We start from the raw sequence: 23,959 nt of genomic DNA, 5'->3' as shown, positions 1-23,959 counted from the left end.
AATCATTAGTATGAAAAAGTGAAAAATTAATTATGATCATCATTAATACTAAACAACTTAAAATAGTTTAATTACAAGAAGTAAATTATAAGTTATTCTCTTTTTACTTTAAATCAATCGTAAAAAACAAGGAGCTGAAAGTGCTACAATATACATTTGTTTTAAATTTTGATTATTTAATGCTGAATAATTAAAGAACAATCATTTTTGGGAAATTTGATTCTTTAGATTTGATTAAACAATCCACTTCTTAAATATAAAAACTAAATTAAAATTAAAATGCTGATGAAAAAAAACTTTACTTTTATTTTATTAGGACTGCTTTGTATTTTCTCAACAAATGTTAGTGCATCTTTATCTCCAGGGGATTTGGCCGTTATAGGAATGAATGCCGGACCAGATGGCTATAGTACTCCGACTATATTTACGGATCCAACGCGTCAATTTGCAATTGTTGCATTGGCTGCTATACCAGCTAATGAAGAAATCTTTATTACTGATTGCGGTTGGTTAAACGGATCCCCAGGCAGTTTCATAAGTCAGAATTTTGATGGAACTATTAAGTTTGTTCCGTCAGCGGTGATTCCAGCGGGTACTGTGATGATATTCAAACTGGATACCAGCACTGCAAGTAAGACAATTAGTGTGTCTGAACCAGATGGTACAGTGGTACCCACCACTGAACTTACAACGAGTGGTTGGGTATCAACCGGGGTTTCGTCACCTTGGAATAAGGATACTGGCGATCAGTTATTGATCTATCAAGGCAGTGCCACTACACCCACATTTATTTTTGCCTTTAACAACATAACCACCACTGCAATCAATAGTTCTAACGGTTGGTCTTATGATCCTGGCACCACTAGTTGTAGTTGTTTTCTTAAAACTAGTTCAGGATATTGTGAATTGCCGAGTACTTTGCCAGTTGGAAATTCTATAGGTTTCTTTACGTCTAGAACAGCAAGATTTCCTAATATAAGCTATAGTCCACTAGCTGGTATGACCAGTGGCTCGAAAGCAGATTGGCTCGCAGATATTATTACTCCAAGTAGGTGGACTTCATCTTCAAGTGCAGATACACCACAAAATTTTTATGCTGGATTTGGTGCCGGTAAACAGAAAAGTTTTACCATAGGTTCGCCTACAGCCACTGATTGTACAATTTCTGCCACATTAACAGATGTATCTACTCAAAGTGAAAATTTTTACGATCTTTTAGGACAAAGTTTTACAGCTTGCCAGAGTGGTAAGCTCTCTAAAATTAGAGTATTGTATAATGAGGATTCAAATCCTTTTGATCGTACATTAACAATTAGACAGGGGAGTGGTTTGTCTGGAAATTTATTAGGAACAATCACAATACCTAAAACTTCTCTAGTGGTTGCTACAACTGGTACAGATTTTACAACTATTGACGTTTCTTCTCTGAATATTTCAGTAACTAGCGGGCAGGCTTATACATTTAGCTTTGAGGGATCGGATGCTAACAAAATTACTTTGTATTATGGTAATCGATCATCGCCTAATGTATATGAGAGTTTTTATGCAGGAGGTGTCTTGTATCAAGATGGTGTCGCCAAGAATAATTTTGACCTTATTTTTGAAGTTGAAATTGTGCCGGGTTCAGCTCCAACCAACACTGCTCCAACCAACATTACGCTTTCTTCTAGTTCTATCAACGAAAATATAGCAGCAAATTCAACTGTAGGAACATTATCTTCTACCGATGCAGATTCCGGAAACACATTTACTTATACCCTAATTTCAGGAACAGGAGACACTGATAATGGAGCTTTTAATATTATTGGCAACGAATTAAAAATCATTGCAAGTCCTGATTTCCAAACTAAATCTTCTTATTCTATTCGTATAAGAACGACAGGTCAAGGTGGTTTAAGTTTTGAAAAAAATTATACAATTACAATCAACGATCTAGCAGAAGGAGTTTTACTAAGTAGTTCACCTACATTGACATTTACGAGTAATTCAACAGCTATTACTGTTGATAATATTGCCAGTGATGGAGAAGGTGGATCGCAAGCTATAGCTGATATTGATATTAAAATTTATAATATTTCTGATAGTAATGGAACATTTGTAAGTCCTTTATCTTGGGAAAACAGCACTTTTATGAGCACTATTTCTGGATCTTATTCAGGATTAACCAATAAAAATAATGCAGGTTCTAAAGGAATGGCAATTAAATCTGCTGATGGAAGTGAGTTTAAACTTAATCAATTTGAATATCATAATTGGGGCGAATCAGCTTCCTTTACTAATACTGTAAAAGGATTTAGAAATGGTAACGAAGTTGCTTCAACTACCTTTGAAGGATATAATAGTGCTGCTTTTGATCCTATAACAATTTTTCTAAATTCATCATTTAGTAATGTTGACGAAGTACGTTTCTATATTACTTCGGGAGGATATTTAGAAAACCAATCTTCGACAAATCATAGCGTTAATTCTATAAAGGTTGGTCCACCAGTGCCTACGGGAAATAATGCACCAACAGCTACCTCGGTTTCTATTTCCGGTACACATACTATAGGACAAACTCTAACAGGAACCTATACTTATACAGATGCAGAAAATAATACCGAGAGTGGCACTACGTTTAAATGGTACCGTTCGGATAATAGCTCCGGATTAAATAAAACAGCTATAGCATCTGCAACATCTGTCACTTATACCCTAGTTTCAGCTGATGCCGATAAATACATCAGCTTTGAAGTAACACCAGGGGACGGAACTGCTTTTGGTACAGCAGTAGAGAGTAGTAAATTAGGCGCAGTAGTTTCCGGCTCAACAGGGTATCAGGCGATTTATGATTTTGAGAACTTAGGAAATAACAATACAAGTTTTACTTCTTCTACTGTAAACTTCACATTAACCGGCAATTTTATTGGTCAAAATATTCGAGATTATGGCTCTGATAGTCCGCCGTCTGCGGGATACACGGATACAGGGTTCGGAGCGGATCTTTCCGGAAATGTAGGCGGGTTAAAAACCAACAATCATGAGATCTTTAAATTGGTTTCTATTGATGTTTGGCCATCTGCCAATGCGGGTTCTCAACCTGTTTTACCTTATGGAACCCAAATAAAAATTATTGGTAAACGCAATGGTTTACAAGTTGCCGAAGGAACTTATACTTCTGTAACATTTAATCAAACTCCGGATGCTTTGGGAGGGAATTGGCATCGTGTTTTTGTAACTGGAACGTTGTCTTCTACAGATATTGACGAGTTTGCTGTAGAATTATTGGGTACTCAGAACTATATGGCTGTTGACCAGTTTTCTTATAAAGAGTTAAGGTCAGCACCAACTAGCACCCCTCCAACAGTAGCCAACCCTTCCAATGGCAGTTTAATCAGTACGACCGCCCCAACTTATATAGGAACTGCAACGGCAGATGCAACCGTTACGGTTTATGTAGATGGAGCATCTTTAGGTACTACGACAGCAACAGGCGGGAACTGGTCACTTACGCAGCCGGCAGCACTGGCAAAAGGTTCGCATACGGTTTATGCGACTGCACAGGTAATTGGTAATGCAGTGAGCGCAAACAGTACAACCAATACTTTTACGGTTGACTCGCAGGGTCCATCCGTTGTGATTACGAGTACTGCAGGTGCTACTGGCGGATCAACCAGTACTTCACCAATTCCATTTACAGTTACTTTTTCGGAGACGGTAACCGGATTTGTAGCAGGAGATATTACACCAGCAAATGCCACCATCAGTGGATTTTCAGGAAGCGGAACAACTTATACTTTTTATGCCACGCCAGCGACGAATGGCGTAGTAACGATCAACATTGCGACTAACGTAGCGCAGGATGACGCCACAAATAGCAACACCGCTACAAGTCAGTTCTCAATTACCTATACTCAAACAGTCATCAGCACGGCAACAGCTTCACAAACTAATGTATCTTGTAATGGCGGAACAAATGGTTCTGCTTCAGTAACTCCAACTGGTGGAGCATCAGGTTATACTTATTCTTGGTCCCCTTCGGGCGGAACGGCTGCTACAGCGACCGGTCTGGCTGCGGGAAGTTATACGGTAACAGTAACCGATGCTAACGGATCTACGGCAACACGTAATTTCACAATCACCCAGCCACCAGCATTTAGTACTGCAACAGCTTCACAAACCAATGTATCTTGTAATGGTGGTTCGAATGGTTCGGCTTCAGTTTCTCCTTCTGGCGGTGCACCAGGTTATACTTATTCTTGGTCACCTTCTGGTGGAACGGCTCCTACAGCTTCAGGACTATCAGCAGGAAGTTATACGGTAACTGTGACTGACGCTAACGGATGTTCGGCAACACGTAATTTCACAATCACCCAGCCACCAGCATTTAGTACTGCAACAGCTTCACAAACCAATGTATCTTGTAATGGTGGTTCTAATGGTTCGGCTTCAGTTTCTCCTTCTGGCGGAACACCAGGTTATACGTATTTTTGGTCACCTTCTGGTGGGACGGCTGCTACAGCTAGCGGTTTGGCTGCAGGAAGTTATACAGTAACTGTGACTGACGCTAACGGATGTTCGGCAACACGTAATTTCACAATCACCCAGCCACCAGCATTTAGTACTGCAACAGCTTCACAAACCAATGTATCTTGTAATGGTGGTTCGAATGGTTCTGCTTCAGTTTCTCCTTCTGGCGGAACACCAGGTTATACTTATTCTTGGTCACCTTCTGGTGGAACGGCTGCTACAGCTTCAGGACTATCTGCAGGAAGTTATACAGTAACTGTGACTGACGCTAACGGATGTTCAGCAACACGTAATTTTACAATCACCCAGCCACCAGCATTTAGTATTTCAACAGCTTCACAAACCAATGTATCTTGTAATGGTGGTTCGAATGGTTCGGCTTCAGTTTCTCCTTCTGGCGGTGCACCAGGTTATACTTATTCTTGGTCACCTTCTGGTGGAACGGCTGCTACAGCTTCAGGACTATCTGCAGGAAGTTATACAGTAACTGTGACTGACGCTAACGGATGTTCAGCAACACGTAATTTTACAATCACCCAGCCACCAGCATTTAGTATTTCAACAGCTTCACAAACCAATGTATCTTATAATGGTGGTTCGAATGGTTCGGCTTCAGTAGCTGTTTCTGGTGGAACAGCTGGATATACTTATTCTTGGGCACCAAGCGGTGGAACGGCTGCTACTGCAACTGGACTATCAGCAGGAACTTATACTGTGATGGTTACTGATGCAAACGCTTGTACAGCTACACAAAGTTTTACAATTACAGAACCTTCTGCTCTTATGGCAAATCCAGTAGCACAAACCAATTTATCTTGTAATGGTGGAACTAATGGTTCAGCTACAGTAGCTGTTTCTGGTGGAACAGCTGGATATACCTATTCTTGGACACCAAGTGGGGGAACAGCTGCTACTGCAACTGGACTATCAGCAGGTACTTATACTGTGACGGTTACTGATGCAAACGCTTGTACTGCTACTCAAAGTTTTACAATTACAGAACCTTCTGCTCTAGTAGCAACTCCTAGTGCTCAAACCAATGTATCTTGTAACGCTGGTTCTAATGGTTCAGTTACAGTAGCTGTTTCTGGTGGAAGTGGTCCATATACTTATTCTTGGGCGCCTAGTGGTGGTACAGCTCCTACGGCTACTGGACTATCAGTTGGTACTTACACTGTGACGGTTACTGATGCAAACGCTTGTACGGCTTCGCAAAGTTTTACAATTACACAGCCTTCAGAATTAAGTTTCACAACTACAACTCTACCTGGATACGATTATGGTACATTATACACTCAAACGCTTAATGCGTCAGGAGGTATTGGAACAAAAACGTATACAGTAACAGTTGGTAGTTTACCTTCAGGTTTTGTACTAGCATCAAATGGTACTATTACAGGAACTTCAACTCAGGTCGCTGATAGTAATTTTACTGTTACGGCTACTGATGAAAATAGTTGTACTACTTCCAAAAGTTATATTTTAAAATTAAACCAAATACCGATTACTGTTATACCTACTCCATCTCAAACGAAGGTATATGGACAAAACGATCCTATTTTAAAATTTAATGTAATTCCAAACTTATTGCCGGGAGATACTTTTACAGGAAATTTAACTAGAACTGCTGGTGAAAATATTGGTAGTTATGCTATCAATCAAGGTACACTTTCAGCTGGTGATAAATATTTAATTACTTATTTGGGAGCTAACTTTAGTATTACTGCGAAACCAATAACAGTAACTGCGAATGCTAAAACTAAAGTATATGGCACTGTAGATCCTACTCTTACTTATAGCTTTTCTCCAAGTTTAGTTAGTGGAGATACTTTTACAGGAGCTTTAACAAGAGTTGTTGGGGAGAATGTAGGAACTTATACAATTAATCAAAATACGTTAGCTTTAAATGCTAATTACAGCATTACGTTTGTAGACGCTACCTTTAGCATTACTAAAGCTGATCAACTGATCACTTGGAATCAAATTTTCGATTTAGGTTGCGAAGGTGAAACTACTGTTGTTTTAACAGCTACATCTAATACTGGTTTACCAGTAAGTTATACTTCCTCGAATAGTAACAGTGTTTCTGTTTCTGGAAATGCATTGAATTTGTTGAATTATGGTTCGGTAACTATTACCGCTTCTCAGTTAGGAAATAATAATTACAAGCCAGCTCCAATAGTTGTCTTACCACTTGTGAACAGACAGCCAAACTTAATTAGAAAACAATTTGAAGATATTATTTTCTTTGATAATAGTTCTAGGAGTTTTAAATCTTATAGCTGGTATAAAAATGGTGCTTTAGTTCCTAGTCAAACGAACCAGTATTTTAAAGAAAATGGTGCTTTGAATGGAACCTATTATGCAGTAGCTACTAAATTAGACGGAACATTAATCACTACCTGTCCATTAACTTTGTCTCCAACAGTAGAAGAAGAGTATATAAGGATTGCTCCAAACCCTGTTAGAGGTAATGCGGATTTTCAATTGATCACTAATGTTAGCTCTAGTAGATTACAAAATGCTCGTATTGAAATGTTTAATGCTATAGGAAGTTTGTTACTTACTGTAAATACTAATCAAAATACAGTTGATTTGAAGGCTCCAAATGTTCAGGGAATTTATATTGTAAAAATGACCTTAGCAAATGGTAAATATTTTACAAAAAACCTGCTAGTTAAAAATTAAAATAATTTAAGAGTATGACATCCTCATTTAATAAAAATGAGGATGGATTATTTCAATGCTAAAAATAGAAATATGAAATTTAATATTAAACACATACTAGGAATTACAGTTTTTTTAATTTCTCAGGGGATAGCTGCTCAATTTTATCTAGGTATGCAAACAGGAATTGGTAATATTCAAAGTGATGTTGTGGGAATACAAACAGGGAATCGACTTGGAGGTGCTATAAAAGCTGGCTATATTTACTCTTTAAACAGTCATTTTGGTATTGGTTCAGGAATAGAGTTTTCACAATACAAACAAGAAGTATCGTCGCTTGAGTCTTTTGCAACATTGAACAATTTTGAAGTTGATCCTTCGACTTCTGCATTTGTGTATAGTGTTACAACAGCTAATTACATGGAAAAACAAACCTTACATGCTATCCAAATTCCATTTTTTGTGCAGTATAAAACAAACATTAATAAAGGAATTGATTTTAATTTTAGAGCTGGTGCTAAATATTTTTTACCGCTCAATTATAAAATTAAAGTAACTGCCGATTATGTGAACGGTACAGCTTATTATCCAGATGTCAACTTAACTATAGGTAACTTACCAGAGTACGGTTTTGGTGGTCAAGGTAATTATTCAGCATCAGGAGAATATAATACCAAAGGCATTTTAATGAGTTCTTTTGAGTTAGGATTTACATTTGATATGGGGGACAACAACGCACTGTATGCAGCACTATTTCTTGAAAATGGATATGGTTCGATACTTAAACAAAATAAGGATGAATCCTATATAGGGTACAATCCAACATCTGTTTTAAACAGAAAAGCAAATGGATTGTATAGTACTGACAAAAACGCTCAAATACAACCTGTTGCATTTGGTATAACATTTGGATGGAACTTTAAATAAATTCCAGTACTATACAGAATAAAAGGTCATGACTTAAAATCATGACCTTTTTTTTATCAGTTCGTTGTATAATATCAAAAAAAAAAATGTGTTCATATTTTTTTGACTAACTAAATGATATAAGATCTATAAACAGATTAAATATTAGTTAAGTCCCAATAATGCAAATACCAATCATTTGACTAACATGAATAAATTTAGTATCATGCATTTTGAATAGCGTTTCATAACAGTTTTGTTAGTATCGATTTTGGGAAGAACAAAACTAGAACCATTTGTAAAATTTATTTCGATTATAAACTTGTATTTAATATGTAAATATTTTTTTATTTGAATCAAAAAGTAGGTCAAATATAAACTATCCACCTTTTAATTTAAATTAAACTTCATTTACAAAAATCTGCTACTACAATTTTTAAATTTGTATTGTTTGTTGTTATTTAGAATTGTTAAATATCTTACTGTTCAGCTTACTAGATTATCTCTTGTATCAATCTCAATTATTTATTAACTAAAAATATTATGTAAGCTGGATGGTAAAGATAATTTTATCATACTATCTAAATAAAATTGGTACCTGCTAATAAAAACTTACATCAATTACATAAAATAATCTAAATATTTATTTAACTGAAAACATACTGAATTTTACCAAAAATAATAACGTAATAAACATTTAAATTAAATATCAAACGTAAGAGTTTTATAAATAAAGTATTAGTAATCATCATGGTATTAAATTAGAATCTTCTACATTCATATTTAATTATTTTACATTTAAAAATTATCCCCTACCAATTTTAATAAGCCAGAACGGATTTATTTGCAAAAAATCAAAAAAAAAAAACGTTATGAAAGTAGAATCTAGCGACTATTTCAAATTGACTTAAAAAACTGAAGTCTTATATAAAAACTTTAAATACAATACAAACAACTTTTTTAAATAAATTCCATGGTTATTTAATAAAAAAAAGTACAGTTAAGTATATAGTCCTGTACACAAACTATGTTATCCCTCCAATTAAATTACAAAACATTAAAAATAAAAATAAAAAAAAATTCGATACTTAAAAGAAATAAAAAAACTAAACTAAGACAATTTTGAATTTTTTTATTTCTTTTGGAAGTACTATTTCTAGAATTAATAATTTCATAATTTCTATAATAAAAGCTATTAAAAAAACTATTCTTACTCGATTTAGAGGCACTATATTTTATCCATTTTAAAAATAGAATAATTATTAAGAGTAAATTTAATGAAGTTAACAAATACCATTTAAGTGATTCCATAGTGTTATATTATCGTTTTTTGTAAAATAAAAATCTAATTTACACCTTTAAAAAGTAATAATAACGACACAAAAAAGACCTAAATTCTTATTAATCTTTTTTGGTAATTATTTTTAAGTATTTGACAACTCCTTTTAATAATTTGACAAACTTATTGAAGTATTTTTATTGTGATAAAACATATTTTTGTTCTCTAAACGTACTTTAAACAAATGGTTAGATTTAAGGAGTTTCTGAAAAATAAAATTCATAAAAGATTATACAAAAAAAATAAAAGTGAGTGCATTTATTAATTTATTTCATATTCTAACTGGTCTTTTTGGACTTATTACTGTTACAATTATAACACTTCGATACAAATTAAATAGGATAATAAATTTGTATCTAATAATTATCTTTTTAATTGTGGCCACTAAATTTCTAATTACAGGATTGATAGGCTTAAACATATTTTTAATCTCCAGTAATTTCGATAGTTCATATTTGCCTTTTTTTAGTATCTGTACACCTGCTTTATATCTATATTTCAAAAATATTGTTGCTGATAGTAAATCATTCGATAAAGCAGAGTTAAAGCATTTTATCTTACCGCTCATATTAGGTTTTTGTAGTATTTTATTAAATAAATTTTATCTTCTAACTATTTCTTCAGCATTAATTTTTTCTTCCATTTTCATCTTATTTCACTCATTTTACATTTTAAGAACATTTCAATTTTTAAATAAAAATATTTGGTATCGGAAAACAGGATTTTTTAATATCAACCAACAAAATAGCTTACTAGTTCAATGGACTTCGTTTCTGTTCCTATTCAGCTGTTTGTTAAGCATACGCTTGTTGACCTCACTCATTTTGGGTATGATTAAAAATAATTATACATATGGGCAAGATTATCAATGGATTTCTGGCATACTACTAAATTTGACCTATATAAAAGTACTTTATAATCCCAAAATTTTATATGGCTATAATGCGCTTTATAAAAAAATAAAGAAACATCGAAATTCAAATTTGATTTTACATGACCTGTGGATTATTAATCCAAAAGAACCAATAACGAATAGTCAAGATATAATTCTGAAGGAAAAAATCTCAGGACACGTAACCAATTATTTACAAAACATAGAGTTATTAGTCCTCCAATATGAATTTTTAAGAAATCCTTTAGTTAACCTAACAGATATATCCAATAAATTAGAAATTCCAAAAAGCCATATAACTTTTACTTTTAAATATCATTCGAAAGTGAGTTTTACAGAATTTAAAAAAATTATACGTATTTATGATGCTATTCATCTAATTGAAAAAGATTATCTTAAATCAAATACATTAGAATCATTAGCAACAAAGGTGGGTTTTTCTTCCTATAACCCTTTTTTCATTACGTTCAAAGATGTTACAGGAAATACACCACAGCTCTATAATAAAGAGCATCTGAATTCGTAAAAAAACGACTTGGATATTATGCCACTACTATTCCAAAGACTTACATTAAAAAAGCATTCTATTTAAGGAATAGTACTTATAATCTAATATGACTTCAAATATCAAAGCCATTTCAATGTCATTATTTAATAATCTAATCTATAATACTATTGTTTTCTTTTGTATAATAAATTCCTCTTAAGAACTCATTAAACTATTTTTTGTTACAATTACTCTTAAGTTTTTTTTGCCATCCAAAATATTTTTTTTTATTAGTACTCATAAACCTACAGTCCCTTTTTGGTGGGAATAAGTGATTTCCGCTCTCTACTAATATAATCTGTTGAGAAAAGTATTTCTATAATAGCTGCGCGTGTTGCGGGTGTACCAATTCCTAAGTTCTGAAGTGCCTTAAGCTCTTCGGTATCATTAATTTCCCTCCCTGCCTATTCGATAGCGGCCAGCATCCCTTTTATTCTTTCGAACTTTCAATATCAATTGATTAGATATTTAGTAGTAAAGATTCTCTTTGAAATCCAAAAACTCCACAATCTTTTGGCATACCTAAGCTTACCAAATGTCCGAACGCCCATGTTACTGTATAACCATTTCATATAATACAGTCGTCTTCTTTGTGAGTAGCACCTAGTAATAATGCTATCTCACGCGCAGCACTCGGTTTTTCTACAATAACTGCTTTCAGACCCTGTCGGGACAATTTTTGAACCATTTTTTTAGGTGATTTGAGAAAATTGAGCCAGCTATCATCAATTTTATAAAGTTAACGAAAATATTTAATTTTATTCTTAACTCTATATCCACACTACCTTTGTATATCCAATCTGAATATGCTGACAAAAAGAGAACAGCCAGTTAAGAAAAATTGAAACCTGAGTTAAGAACTTTTATTCTATACCCCCGATCAGATAAGAATCATGACCTTCTAAAGATTCAACATAAGAATTGATGATTCTCCACAGAATTCGAACCGTTAAAATCATCAAAAACAAGAGGTTATCAATCAATTAAAACTACTGACGATTTTATCGAACCAAAAAAAGCCTGCAAAATGAATACTTTGCAGGCTTTTTACTTTTCTTGTGACCCTGTCGGGACAATTTTCGAACCATTTTTTAGATGATTTGAGAAAATTGAGCCAGCTATCATCAATTTTATAAAGTTAAGAAAATATTTAATTTTATTCTTAACTCTATATCCACACTAACTTTGTATATCCAATCAATATCACTTGAATTTGCAGCCCTATTCTAAGATTTTAAAATGTTCTTTTTAAAAGATTTTTTGATTAAAATAAATGTGCCATAAATTATAAAAAAAAACTATTTCATTTGTAATACAAGTATTTAGTTAATACTAAAACAAATGTTTTTTGCAATTATATTTAAAGAAATAAATATTTTATTCTAAATTTATTATAAAAATAATTACTTTCGCTTCACTTTCGATTCACTTTTGATTCACTTTTGATTCAGCTTATTAAATCACCTAATTAAAAATAATTTCTGAATATTATTGACTACTTTTTGTTGATTAAATTATTTTCAAATAATTTCTAAGAAAAGTAAGTCTTACTTAGTGAAATTGAATTCTTAGCGTACTCAATATAAATTTTATGAATACCTCAAATTTTATGTCAAGAAGAATATATATATTATTGGTACTAATTACAATGTTTTCCTGTAATTCAAATGATAATAGTAAAAAAACTATTTCAATTGGATTTTCACAAAGTATAGATCATGATATTTGGAGGAAATCGATGGATCATGCTATGGAGGTTGAAGTCTCGCTTCATCCTGAAGTTAATTTGACAATCTACAATGCGAATCGTCAAGCAAAAAAGCAGATTCGTGATATTGAAAAATTTATTGAAGATAAAGTTGATGTCATAATAGTTTCCCCTTATGAATCAGATTCTATTATTCCGATAATAGAAAAAGCAAGTACAAAAGGGATTCCAGTAATTATAGTTGATAGAAAAGTAAATACTTCAAACTACACGGCTTATTTAGGAGCAGACAATGTTGAGGTAGGACGAATAGCCGGGAAACAAATTGTTTCATTATCGAAGGGGAATGCAAATGTCGTTGAAATTAAAGGGGCCTATTATACATCACCAGGTTTAGAAAGAAGTTCGGGATTTAGACAAATAGTTAATGAATATCGGGGTATTAAAGTAATTACTTTAAATGCGCAAAATGATGAATTACCTAAAAAAGAGTTTGTGAAAATTCTGGACACTTATTCTGATGTTAATTATGTCTATGCATATAATGATATAATTGCATACCAAGCATGGTTAGTAGCTAAGGAGAAAAAGCTTGAGAAAAAAATAAAATTTATAGGAGTCGATGGAATTAATGGTCCAAACGGAGGTATTCAATTAGTAAAAGATAAGATTTTAGATGCAACGGTTTTATATCCCACAGGAGGTAGCGAAGCTATTAAGTTGGCTTTAAAAATAGCTAATAAAGAGATTGTTCCTAAAAATAACAAGTTGAATACAATATTAATTGACTCTCTTAATGCAGATATTATGAGCAATCAATTTGATAAAATAACAATTCAGCAATCTGATATTGAACAGCAACAGAGCGTTATAAAAAGTCAGGAAGAGAAATACTCTAGTCAGAGCAATCTTTTAAAACTTTTGTTTTTTCTATTTATATTAGCACTAGGTTTAGCTTTCTTCAGTATTTATTCTCGTATAGCAGTAAGCCGTAAAAAGAAAGAATTAGAAGAGACAAATAAAAAAATTGTTAGCCAAAGAAATGAAATTGAAAAATTTTCTGAGGAATTAAAACTAAGTAATGAAGCAAGACTTAATTTTTTTACAGGTTTGTCTCATGAATTCAAAACCCCGTTAACGTTGATATTAAGTTCTATAGAATCTTTGGGGAATGAATTTAGAAATAAAGGGGTTTCCGTGAATAAGGAAATTAATTTGATGTATAACAACTCCAGAAGGTTACTCCGATTAATTAATCAATTATTGGACTATAGAAAAACAGAGGATCAAAAATTTACTTTGAGAGCATCAAAAACTAATATTTTAGATTTTTCAAAAAGTATTGTTAGTGATTTTGATCGGGAAGCGAAGAAAAGAAATATTGATTTTTCACTGACAACTAACAATCCGGAACTAGAAGTCTATATGGATCGAAATCTAATGGATAAAGTCTATTTTAATTTGTTGTCAAATGCCTTTAAATTCACGCCTGAAAAAGGAAAAATTTCGATTGTAATAAAAGAAGATAAACCCAATAATACAGTTAAAATTCATTTTAAAGATTCTGGTATAGGGATTCCTGAAAATGAATTGAAGGAGGTTTTTACTGCTTTTTATCAGGGTTCAAATAATTATAGAAACAGTTCTGGAATAGGACTTCATTTATCAAAAAGTTTTATCGAGCTGCATAAAGGGAAAATAGAGATTAATTCAAAAAATGGAGCAGAATTTATAATTACATTACCATTAGGAAAAGAACATCTTGATGAAAGATATATAATTAAAGAGCCAATTCTGGACTTTGTTCATCAACCGGATTATCTGGATTCAGAGTTTATTCAGACTGTTGAACCAAAAAACACCGAAGATAAATATTCGATTCTATATATAGAGGACAATACCGAGCTTTTAGATTTCGTGTCTCATAAATTTTCTGCTGAATATACTTTTTTTGCTTCTGATGGTACCAATGCTATTGAAAGGGCATTGGAATTGATTCCGGATATTATTATATGTGATTTGAATTTGCCTGAAAAGAATGGGTTCCAAATTTGTGAAATACTCAAGAAAGATTTAAGAACATCACATATTCCTATTATAATGCTTACCGCTTCGGATAATCAAGATTCCTATTTGAAGGCTCTAGAAAGTGGTGCCGATATCTTTTTGACAAAACCTTTCAATTTAAAAGTATTGGCGCAATCTATTAAAGGATTGCTCTTTAACAGAGAAAAACTACGATTTTATTATACCAATAATATTTTAAATATTGAGGATGGTGATTTTGGTGTTTCTGAACAAGATTTTCTAAGAAAGTTGAATGATCTGATTGAAAAAAACTTGGATAATTCTGCTTATACCGTTGAAGATCTTGCACGAAGTTTAACTATTTCTCGGGTACAGTTGTATCGAAAAGTGAAAGCCATATTAGGAATTAGTGTTAGTGACCATATTAATAATATCCGATTAGATAAATCAAAAGAGTTGCTTAAAAAGGCGGACTTGAACATTTCAGAAATTGCATATGCAGTTGGTTTCTCCTCACCAAATTATTTTTCAACTTCTTTTAAAAATAAATTTGGTGTTACACCTAAAGAATATAAAAGTAAAAAATAGATGGGTTTCTATTGAACGGGTTTCTTCCTAAGAAAAATAGCGTAACATAATTGTATTTTAGGTAACATAAGAGCAACTACAACGAAGTAGTTGCTCTTATTGTTTATGTCTAATGTGTTGATAATTATAGTTTTGAGTGATTTTTAATGGTTTTGTAAAGCATTGTATGAAATCATACCATTCTTGATATAAAAGCCGATTTTTTAAAAATATCTTAGTAATTGAATTTAAGGTCTAAACATAATTATTTTTTTTGATTTTAAATTACAGCTGCGAAAGATCTTGGAAGTTTTTAAATTCTTTTTGATCGTTTCCTTTTTCTCATAGAAATATTTTATCTGAGAGTATCAAATCTTTTAACGCACATATAATTCTCGTAAACCATTCAATATGAAAATAAATCGCACGTTTTTATGCCTTCCACTTTGTTTAGCATTATTTACTAATTGCACTAAAGAGGATAAACCAACTGAAACCACTATTGTAGAAACAAACGCTCCTGCGTGTCAAACTCCTAATGAATCGGATAATACGTATCGGACATTTTTTAAGCCTTCTGTGGGTTGGGTTGGTGATCCCATCCCATTTTATGAAAATGGTATCTTCCATCTTTTCTATTTGTACGATGCAAGAAATGCAATGCCCACCTTTCACCCGTGGTATAAAGTAACTACGTCTGATTTTGCAACGTTCACCGACACTAGTGAAATGATTGCCACTGGAACTGCGAATCAGCAGGATGGTGCATTAGGAACCGGATCCGTTTTTAAAAGGGATGGAATTTATTACGCTTTCTATACAGGACATAACGGAATTCTTGATCCTAAAGAAAAAATTATGCTGGCAACGTCTACGGATTTAAAAAATTGGACCAAAGATCCTTCCTTTTTGTTGCAGGCTTCTTGGGGATATGATCGCAATGAATTTAGAGATCCAATCGTCATAGAAGATAAAAGTACAGGAACGTATAAAATGTTGATTGCAACACGTTCTGAGGTTGGTTTAGTTTCTAATAGTACTGTGCCATGGCGGGCAGTTATTGCTCAATACAGTTCTGCCAATTTAAGAGATTGGACTTTGGAAAAACCATTTTATGAGGATACAACTACCTTTATAACAGAATGCCCAGATGTATTTAGTATGGGTGATTATCAGTATTTGATTTATTCTAATATTGATGATCGAATGGTACACTATAAATACCGTTTGCTGACTGCCAATACTTGGATTACTCCTGCAAATAATGCCTTAGATGGAATTGCTTTCTATGCTGGGAAAACTGTTACCGATGGTGTAAACCGATATATAACTGGATGGTGTCCTACTAAAAATAAAAATAGTGATGCCGCTGTTTTTGATTGGGCTGGATCGCTTGTAACGCATCGACTTGTTCAGCATCCAAATGGAACATTTGGCATTGCGATACCCAATGGTGTAGACAACAAGTTTATTATTAACAGAGCTTTAAATTCGGAAATAGGCTTTGGAACTACAAGGCAAGGAGATGCCTATACATTGAAGGGTAATGCGGCTGAAAAAGCATTTTCAGTGTTTGACAGAGAAACTGGAGCATTTAAAATTAAAACGCATATAAAAGCGACATCATCCACTCAATTTGGTTTTGAATTTGGAGCCTGTGGAACACGAAATGAAGTATTTGCCATTGTATTCGATTTAGCCAAAAAACAATTAAGATTAGATAAGGTTATAAAAAATGCGTCCTCCTTAAATGTAACACAGATTCCGCTAAATGTTCCGGCTAATGCAGCGTTTGATATTACAATCATTTCTGAAAATTCGGTATGTGTGATATACATTAATAACGAAATCGCTTTTACAAACCGTATCTATAAAATGAATCAGAATCCGTGGGCTATTTTTGCGGATAATGGTGAAGTCACTTTTTCGGACTTAAAAATTTTTAAATAAAAAGGAGTATAGAAAAGGATGACTTTAGTCTTTTTAATCTTTATTATAACGCTTGTTTTATAAAGGTTCAGGTTTAGTAATTAACATTAATTCTGTTCATTTTTTACTTTTTCACCTTCTTAATGTTAAAATCAAAACCATCAAAATCTAATTTTGATGGTTTTTTTATGGCTTTATTTCAATGCAATAACTCTGCTGTTTTCCACGCTGTAAGTAACTATTGGGAATCTGGGTTTGAGTGCCTATTGCGTAATAAAACGGGGCAGAAGATATATTTGGATTGTTTTAGTATAAGTTGTCTTATTCTTGCTGCAATTCCTGTACTCAGGTATAAAGGCGTCCCTGAATCTTGACTCACATTGCATTTCATCAGTGTAATTTTTCTTATAAGCTTAAGAATACTTTATAATATAGAATTTCTTAATAAATTCATTTTTTTTATCGATTTTTTTTAAACTTTCTATAAAAATAAATTTAAAATTTTATTAATCGAATAAAATTCATCAAGTGACTTTTTTTTATTTCTGAATATCTATTTTTTTTAAAAAATACGTGTAACATGATTGTAACACGTGTAACATAATCGAACTACAACGAAGTAGTTATTTGTTTATTTTAAATTATAACTATCTGATAATAAGTATTTTATTATTTATTCGATATTGTGAAACAGTATTAAATGAAATTGTAACATCCTCAAAATAAAAGCGAAATTTATGCGGATATCTTAGCAATCTAATTTAATATTTTTTGATAATGAAAAAAATTGTTGTTTGGGCTTTGATTGCTTCATTAGCAGGCTTCCTATTTGGTTTTGATACAGTTGTTATTTCTGGAGCAGATAAAAAACTTCAAGTTCTTTGGAATTCTTCGGATGCATTTCATGGCACAGTTGTTATGGGAATGGCATTATGGGGAACTGTACTTGGGGCAATATTTGGCGGGATTCCGACTAATAAGATAGGAAGAAAAAATACTTTATTATGGATAGGTATTTTATTCTTGTTTTCTGCAATTGGATCTGCTTTTGCAAATAATCCATTTGTATTTGCCGCATTTAGATTTATTGGAGGTTTAGGTGTTGGGGCATCAACAATTGCAGCGCCAGCATATATATCAGAAATTGCTCCTGCAAAAGATAGAGGGAAGCTGGTTGCTTTTTATCAATTCAATATTGTTTTTGGGATTCTGATGGCTTTTTTGTCTAATTATCTTTTAAACGATGTGGGCGAAAATTCATGGAGATGGATGATGGGAGTACAAGCAATTCCATCTGTAATTTATATTTTATTAATTATTTCGATTCCTGAAAGCCCAAGATGGTTATTGTCTAAACTCAAGAATGACGAAGCTAGAAAAGTGTTGGAATTAATGGGGCAAGAGGCGGATTATGAAAAAATAAAAGAAGAGATAGATAAAGATAACAAAGATGCTTCTAAGGTTAATGATACTATATTTTTAAAGAAATACAGAACACCTTTGGTATTGGCCTTTTTAATGGCTTTTTTCAATCAATTATCAGGAATTAATGCTTTTTTATATTATTCCAGCAGAATATTTCAAGAGGCGGGTCTTGGTGAAAGTACCGCTTTACTAAGTAGTATTGGAATAGGGGTAGTGAATTTACTTTTTACACTATTGGGCGTTTTCTTAATCGACAAATTAGGGCGTAAAATATTAATGTACATTGGTTCTGTGGGGTATATTATATCACTTTCACTTGTTGCAATGGCTTTCTTTTTTCACTGGGAAGGAATAGCTGTTCCCGTTTTCTTATTTCTATTTATTGCTGCACATGCGATAGGTCAAGGTGCTGTAATTTGGGTTTTCATATCAGAAATTTGCCCAAATCATCTAAGAGCATCAGGTCAATCCTTTGGGAGTACTACGCATTGGGTTCTGGCAGCTATTATTCCATCATTAATTCCGTATCTATTTTCTACAGTAGGGCCTGGAGTAGTTTTTATGTTTTTTGCAGTGATGATGGTTTTTCAGCTCTTGTTTGTTGCGTTTATGATGCCGGAAACCAAAGGAATTTCTTTGGAAGAATTAAGTAAAAAATTAATTAAATAATAGTTATGAAGACAATAATTAAAAAAGAATCTCTCAGATTTTTGTGCTGTATTATGGGAATGTTTCTCTTATTTGGGTGTAAGCAATCTTTGTTTAATGAAAAGAAGAATTATACAGAATCAGAATTGTATAGACCGAATTTTCATTTTACTCCCAAAAAAGGTTGGATGAATGATCCTAATGGGATGTTTTATTACAATGGATATTACCACCTTTTTTATCAATATTATCCAGATTCAAATGTATGGGGACCTATGCATTGGGGGCACGCTATCAGTACTGATCTTATAACCTGGACTGAAAAACCCATTGCGCTTTATCCGGATGAAAAAGGGTACATTTTTTCGGGAAGTGCGGTTGTCGATGTGAAAAATACTTCAGGATTCGGAAGTCTAAAAAATCCACCTATGGTTGCGATGTTTACGTATCATGACATGAAAATGGAAAAATCAGGAGAGATCAATTATCAGTCACAAGGGATTGCCTATTCCTTAAATGAAGGGTTGACTTGGACAAAATATGAGGCTAATCCAATTATTAAAAATCCAAGTATTAAAGATTTTAGAGACCCTAAAATGACTTGGGACGCGATTCATCAACAATGGTTAATGATACTGGCAGCTGGAGATAAAACGATGTTTTATGGTTCTAAAAATTTGAAAGATTGGTCACTGCTTTCAGATTTTGGGAAAGAGACAGGAGCTCATGGAGGCGTTTGGGAATGCCCGGATTTTTTTCCTATGCTAGTTGATGGGACAGATGATTACAAATGGGTTATGTTATCAAGTATTAATCCAGGAGGACCTAATGGTGGTTCAGCTACACAATACTTTGTAGGTGATTTTGACGGAAAAAAATTCACTATCGATGAAACTTTTTTAAAAGATGTAAAACAACAAAAAGGACTTTGGATCGACTATGGAAGAGATAATTATGCAGGGGTTACTTGGGCTAATATATCTGAGGTAGATGGCCGAAAATTGTTTATTGGGTGGATGTCAAATTGGGATTATGCGCAAAAGGTACCAACTAAAACATGGAGAAGCAGTATGACTATACCTAGAGAATTAGTACTTGTGAAAGATGGTGGTCACTATATTGTTTCTTCTAAACCCGTAAAAGAATTACAAAATTATATTGCAAAAACGATTAAAAAAGATAAGATTAAAATTGATAAGGAAACAGTTTTGGTAGATAAGACAGTAGTCGATTTATCTAAATTGGATATACACTTTTCTTTAAAGAATCTTAAAAAGGATATTTACACCTTTTCGTTGTCAAATGATGCTAAGAATACAATTCAATTTGGAATCAATAAAAAGGAGAATTACTTTTTTATCGATAGATCAAAATCTGGAAAATTAAGTTTTTCAGACCTTTTTGCAAAAAATATTTCAAAGGCTCCTTTTAAGGGTGACTTTGATAAAATGGATATAAGAATAATCGTTGATAAAACCTCAATTGAAATTTTTTATAACAATGGAAAAACTGTTATGACTGAAATATTTTTTCCGGATCAACCAATGGAATATTTTTCAGTTTCTAAAGCTAATACGGAGTATACCATTGAAAACTTAATTATTAACCAACTTAATTTTAACTAAACCAACTAAATTATGAAACACAAAATTATTCTTTACTTAATCCTTATGGGTTCGTTTTTTTCTGTATCGGCCCAAAATATAGAAATCAAAGGAGTGGTAACTTCTTCCGAAGATGGAATGTCTCTTCCTGGTGCATCAGTACTGGTTTCTGGAACTAAAGTCGGAACAACTACGGATCTCGACGGTCAGTTTTCGATAAACAATGTAGACAAAAATGCAACTTTAATATTTAGTTTTACTGGATATGAATCTCAGTCTGTTAAACTTAATGGACAAACCACTTTAAAAATTGCATTAAAAGCAGAGTCTTTGAAACTGCAAGAGGTTGTTGTAACTGGTTATTCTAAAGAGAAAAAAGCCGATTTAACCGGTGCGGTTACGGTAGTAGAACTGAAACCTATTACTGGGCAAACCATGAGTTCTGGAAATGCTATGCAAGCTTTGCAAGGAAGGGTTGCTGGTTTGAATATAGAGAAATCAGGAGATCCAAGTGGGGCAAATAGTAGAATATTAATCAGAGGGGTAAGTACACTTGGTAATACAGATCCATTGTATGTTATCGATGGGGTTCCCACAACAAGACCAGAGGTATTTGCTAGTTTGAGTCCAAGTGCTATTGCATCTATTCAAGTCTTAAAAGATGCATCGGCTTCCTCTATTTATGGTTCTAGAGCTGCGAATGGGGTAATCATTGTTACCACTAAAAATGCTGCAAAAGGAGGTGTGACTAAAGTATCATATAGTACAAACGTTTCTGTACTTTCGGAGAAAAAACAGCGATATACAATGCTGAATGCTTTGGATAGAGGAAAAGTGTTATGGCAAGCATCTGTTAACGATGGAGCAAGTCCGTCTGGGGGATATGGTGAAATCTATAATTTTGATTGGAATAATGACTTCAGTAATCCAGTATTAAACAGCGTGAGTGTAAAGCCGTATGTAGGCGGAGATACTAATGTTCCCGCAGGAGATACAGATTGGCAAGATACTGTATACCAAACAGGGCTTCTTATCAATAATGATTTATCTGTATCTGGTGGATCTGAAAAAGCAAATGCGGTGTTGAACATGGGGTATTTAGATAATTCTGGTATGCTAAAATATACTAATTATGAGAGATATTCAGCAAGACTTAATGCCAATTTCAAGTTGTTCAATGACAAAGTTAGATTTGGTGTCAATTCTCAATTTACACAGTCAAATGAAAGAGCTGCTGCCAATGATGTTGGAAATGCACCAACACCTGGTTTAGCAATAACCCTTGCACCAACGATTCCAGTTTACACTGCATCTGGTGATTATGCTGGTCCATTGGGATCCGGTTATTCAGATAGAAACAACCCTTTACTAATGCAATATTTGAACAGATGGGATAATAGCAAAAAAATGGCTTTGTACGGTAATGTTTTTACTGAAATTGACATTTTAAAAGGGCTAACCTTTAGAAATAGTATTGGGATGGATTTTAATGATTTCAGCAGGAAAGACATTGAACCAATTGTGAAAAATGGATTTGTTAATAGAAGTAATAATAGTTTAACTTTTGATACTAATAAATATTCTAGTTTAACCATTTCAAATACTTTAAATTATAATCTTACTATTTCTGAACATAAAATTGGAATCCTTATTGGTACTGAATCTACTAAAACGGATTTGAATACGTTGTTTGCACGTGCAGAGGGATTCGCGGTTGAATCAGAATCTTACTTTACACTATCTGCGGCTACTGGGGCTAGAACAAACAATGGAATTTCAACGGGTAGTAGACTACTTTCTCAGTTTGGTAAATTTAATTATTCCTTTTCTGACCGATATTTAGCGTCATTTACTATTCGTCGAGATGGATCATCAAGATTTGGTGAAGATAATAGATATGGTATTTTTCCAGCCGTTACTGCAGGATGGAGAATCAATAATGAAGAGTTCTTTAATAATGTAACTGTAGTTTCTAACTTGAAGTTACGTGCTGGTTATGGCGAAGTAGGAAATCAATCTATTGGAGATAATGCTCGTTTTGGACTATATGAAGCTCGATATGGACCAAATCAAAATGTCTACTATCCAGATTTTTTCAATATTTATTATAATGTTGGAACTGCTTATGATTTGAATGGAACTAACACAGGCAATTTACCTTCTGGTTTTGTATCCATACAAGCTGCGAATTCAGGGTTAAAATGGGAAACTACTAAAGAGGTTAATGTAGGTTTGGATTTTGGTTTTTTCGGAGATAAATTATCAGGATCCTTTGATTATTTCTCAAGAAAGACAGAGGGAATTTTGATTAGACCACCAGTTGCATCTGCTGTTGGAGAAGGACAGCAACGTTTTGTAAATGGTGCTTCAACTGCAAATAAAGGTTGGGAACTTACAGTAGGATATGCAGATAAATTAGATAATGGATTGTCTTTTAATATTACTACAAATTTTGGTGCAACTAAGAATGAAATTACTGATTTGCCAGCAGAGGTAAGAGCAGCTTATCCAGGAACTGCAGCTAATTCAATAATAGGGCATTCACAATTCGAAGTTTTTGGATATAAAACAGAGGGTTTATTCCAAAATCAAGCTGAAATAGATGCACATGCTACTCAAGTAGGTTCTCGATTGGGAGGTATTAAATTTGTTGATATCAATGGGGATAATGTGATTAATTCAGATGATAGAACTTTTATTGGTACAACTCTTCCAAAATTAGAATACGGTATTAATATTAGTTTGGCTTATAAAAATATTGATTTCTCCATTTTTGGTTCTGGTGTAGCCGGCAGAGTTGGGGTAGATCCGTATATTTTTTGGAATAATTTTGTTCAAGGAAGAGATAATGCTGGCCCTGGAACTTTGAATGCTTGGACACCAACAAATACAAATACTGAGGTGCCATCTCTTTCATTAGCAAACAATGACACACAGATGTCAGATTATATCTTAAGAAATAATTCTTATTTCAAAGTTAGAAACATGCAAATTGGGTATTCATTCTCAGATGAGTTAGTTCAAAAATCGGGATTCATCACAAGTTGTAGAATCTATGCTCAAGGAGAAAATTTATTTTGGTTTACTCCAAAAGGATATATTGGTTCCGATCCAGAACGAACAGATGTTAATAGAATACCAGTACCAACTACATTCTCATTAGGTGTAAACTTTAATTTTTAATTAATTA

The 23,959-nt window shown here is 33.2% G+C and carries 9 protein-coding genes; 8 read left to right on the top strand and 1 reads right to left on the bottom strand.

What is annotated here, in order from left to right:
- Positions 1-285: 285 nt before the first annotated feature.
- From V5J73_RS03570 to V5J73_RS03560, 3 genes are all read left to right on the top strand, one after another.
- A complete protein-coding gene (locus tag V5J73_RS03570) occupies positions 286-7,197 on the top strand; it encodes an MBG domain-containing protein (protein ID WP_338647682.1) in 6,912 nt (2,303 codons plus the stop codon).
- Between the two features lie 72 nt (positions 7,198-7,269).
- Positions 7,270-8,103 (top strand): outer membrane beta-barrel protein, encoded by an 834-nt coding sequence (locus V5J73_RS03565; protein ID WP_338647681.1) that lies wholly within the window; start codon positions 7,270-7,272, stop codon positions 8,101-8,103.
- 1,566 nt (positions 8,104-9,669) lie between these two features.
- The gene (locus V5J73_RS03560) at positions 9,670-10,839 is read left to right on the top strand and encodes a helix-turn-helix domain-containing protein (RefSeq protein ID WP_338647680.1); all 1,170 of its coding nucleotides are present in this window, start codon (positions 9,670-9,672) and stop codon (positions 10,837-10,839) included.
- A 266-nt stretch (positions 10,840-11,105) separates the two neighbouring features.
- Here the strand turns inward: V5J73_RS03560 and V5J73_RS14650 are convergent, their stop codons facing one another.
- Positions 11,106-11,180 (bottom strand): hypothetical protein, encoded by a 75-nt coding sequence (locus V5J73_RS14650; RefSeq protein ID WP_445236428.1) that lies wholly within the window; start codon positions 11,178-11,180, stop codon positions 11,106-11,108.
- A gap of 1,289 nt (positions 11,181-12,469) precedes the next feature.
- Here V5J73_RS14650 and V5J73_RS03555 point away from each other — a divergent pair.
- The 5 genes from V5J73_RS03555 (at position 12,470) to V5J73_RS03535 (ending at position 23,952) form a co-directional block, all read left to right on the top strand.
- On the top strand, positions 12,470-15,184 hold the full coding sequence (locus tag V5J73_RS03555; RefSeq protein ID WP_338647679.1) for a substrate-binding domain-containing protein: 2,715 nt from the start codon (positions 12,470-12,472) through the stop codon (positions 15,182-15,184).
- Positions 15,185-15,574: 390 nt separating this feature from the next.
- Positions 15,575-17,113, top strand: coding sequence for a glycoside hydrolase family 32 protein (locus V5J73_RS03550; RefSeq protein WP_338647677.1), 1,539 nt, complete (start codon positions 15,575-15,577; stop codon positions 17,111-17,113).
- A 756-nt stretch (positions 17,114-17,869) separates the two neighbouring features.
- Entirely contained in the window at positions 17,870-19,186 is a 1,317-nt protein-coding gene (locus V5J73_RS03545; protein WP_338647676.1) for a sugar porter family MFS transporter, read from the top strand.
- 5 nt (positions 19,187-19,191) lie between these two features.
- The gene (locus V5J73_RS03540; RefSeq protein ID WP_445236409.1) at positions 19,192-20,790 is read left to right on the top strand and encodes a glycoside hydrolase family 32 protein; all 1,599 of its coding nucleotides are present in this window, start codon (positions 19,192-19,194) and stop codon (positions 20,788-20,790) included.
- A gap of 12 nt (positions 20,791-20,802) precedes the next feature.
- Positions 20,803-23,952 carry a SusC/RagA family TonB-linked outer membrane protein gene (locus V5J73_RS03535; RefSeq protein WP_338647674.1) on the top strand — a complete coding sequence of 1,050 codons (3,150 nt, stop codon included), beginning with the start codon at positions 20,803-20,805 and terminating at the stop codon, positions 23,950-23,952.
- Positions 23,953-23,959: the final 7 nt, after the last annotated feature.

The sequence above is a fragment of the Flavobacterium sp. KS-LB2 genome, from assembly GCF_036895565.1.
In the GTDB taxonomy this organism is placed as follows: domain Bacteria; phylum Bacteroidota; class Bacteroidia; order Flavobacteriales; family Flavobacteriaceae; genus Flavobacterium.
This window is presented reverse-complemented; position numbering and strand designations above follow the sequence as displayed.

Bases quoted from the DNA above. Each gene is read 5' to 3' on its own strand.
- V5J73_RS03555 (WP_338647679.1), top strand. From the start codon at position 12,470: ATGTCAAGAAGAATATATATATTATTGGTACTAATTACAATGTTTTCC.
- V5J73_RS03545 (WP_338647676.1), top strand. From the start codon at position 17,870: ATGAAAAAAATTGTTGTTTGGGCTTTGATTGCTTCATTAGCAGGCTTC.
- V5J73_RS03550 (WP_338647677.1), top strand. From the start codon at position 15,575: ATGAAAATAAATCGCACGTTTTTATGCCTTCCACTTTGTTTAGCATTA.
- V5J73_RS03570 (WP_338647682.1), top strand. From the start codon at position 286: ATGAAAAAAAACTTTACTTTTATTTTATTAGGACTGCTTTGTATTTTC.
- V5J73_RS03565 (WP_338647681.1), top strand. From the start codon at position 7,270: ATGAAATTTAATATTAAACACATACTAGGAATTACAGTTTTTTTAATT.
- V5J73_RS03535 (WP_338647674.1), top strand. From the start codon at position 20,803: ATGAAACACAAAATTATTCTTTACTTAATCCTTATGGGTTCGTTTTTT.
- V5J73_RS03540 (WP_445236409.1), top strand. From the start codon at position 19,192: ATGAAGACAATAATTAAAAAAGAATCTCTCAGATTTTTGTGCTGTATT.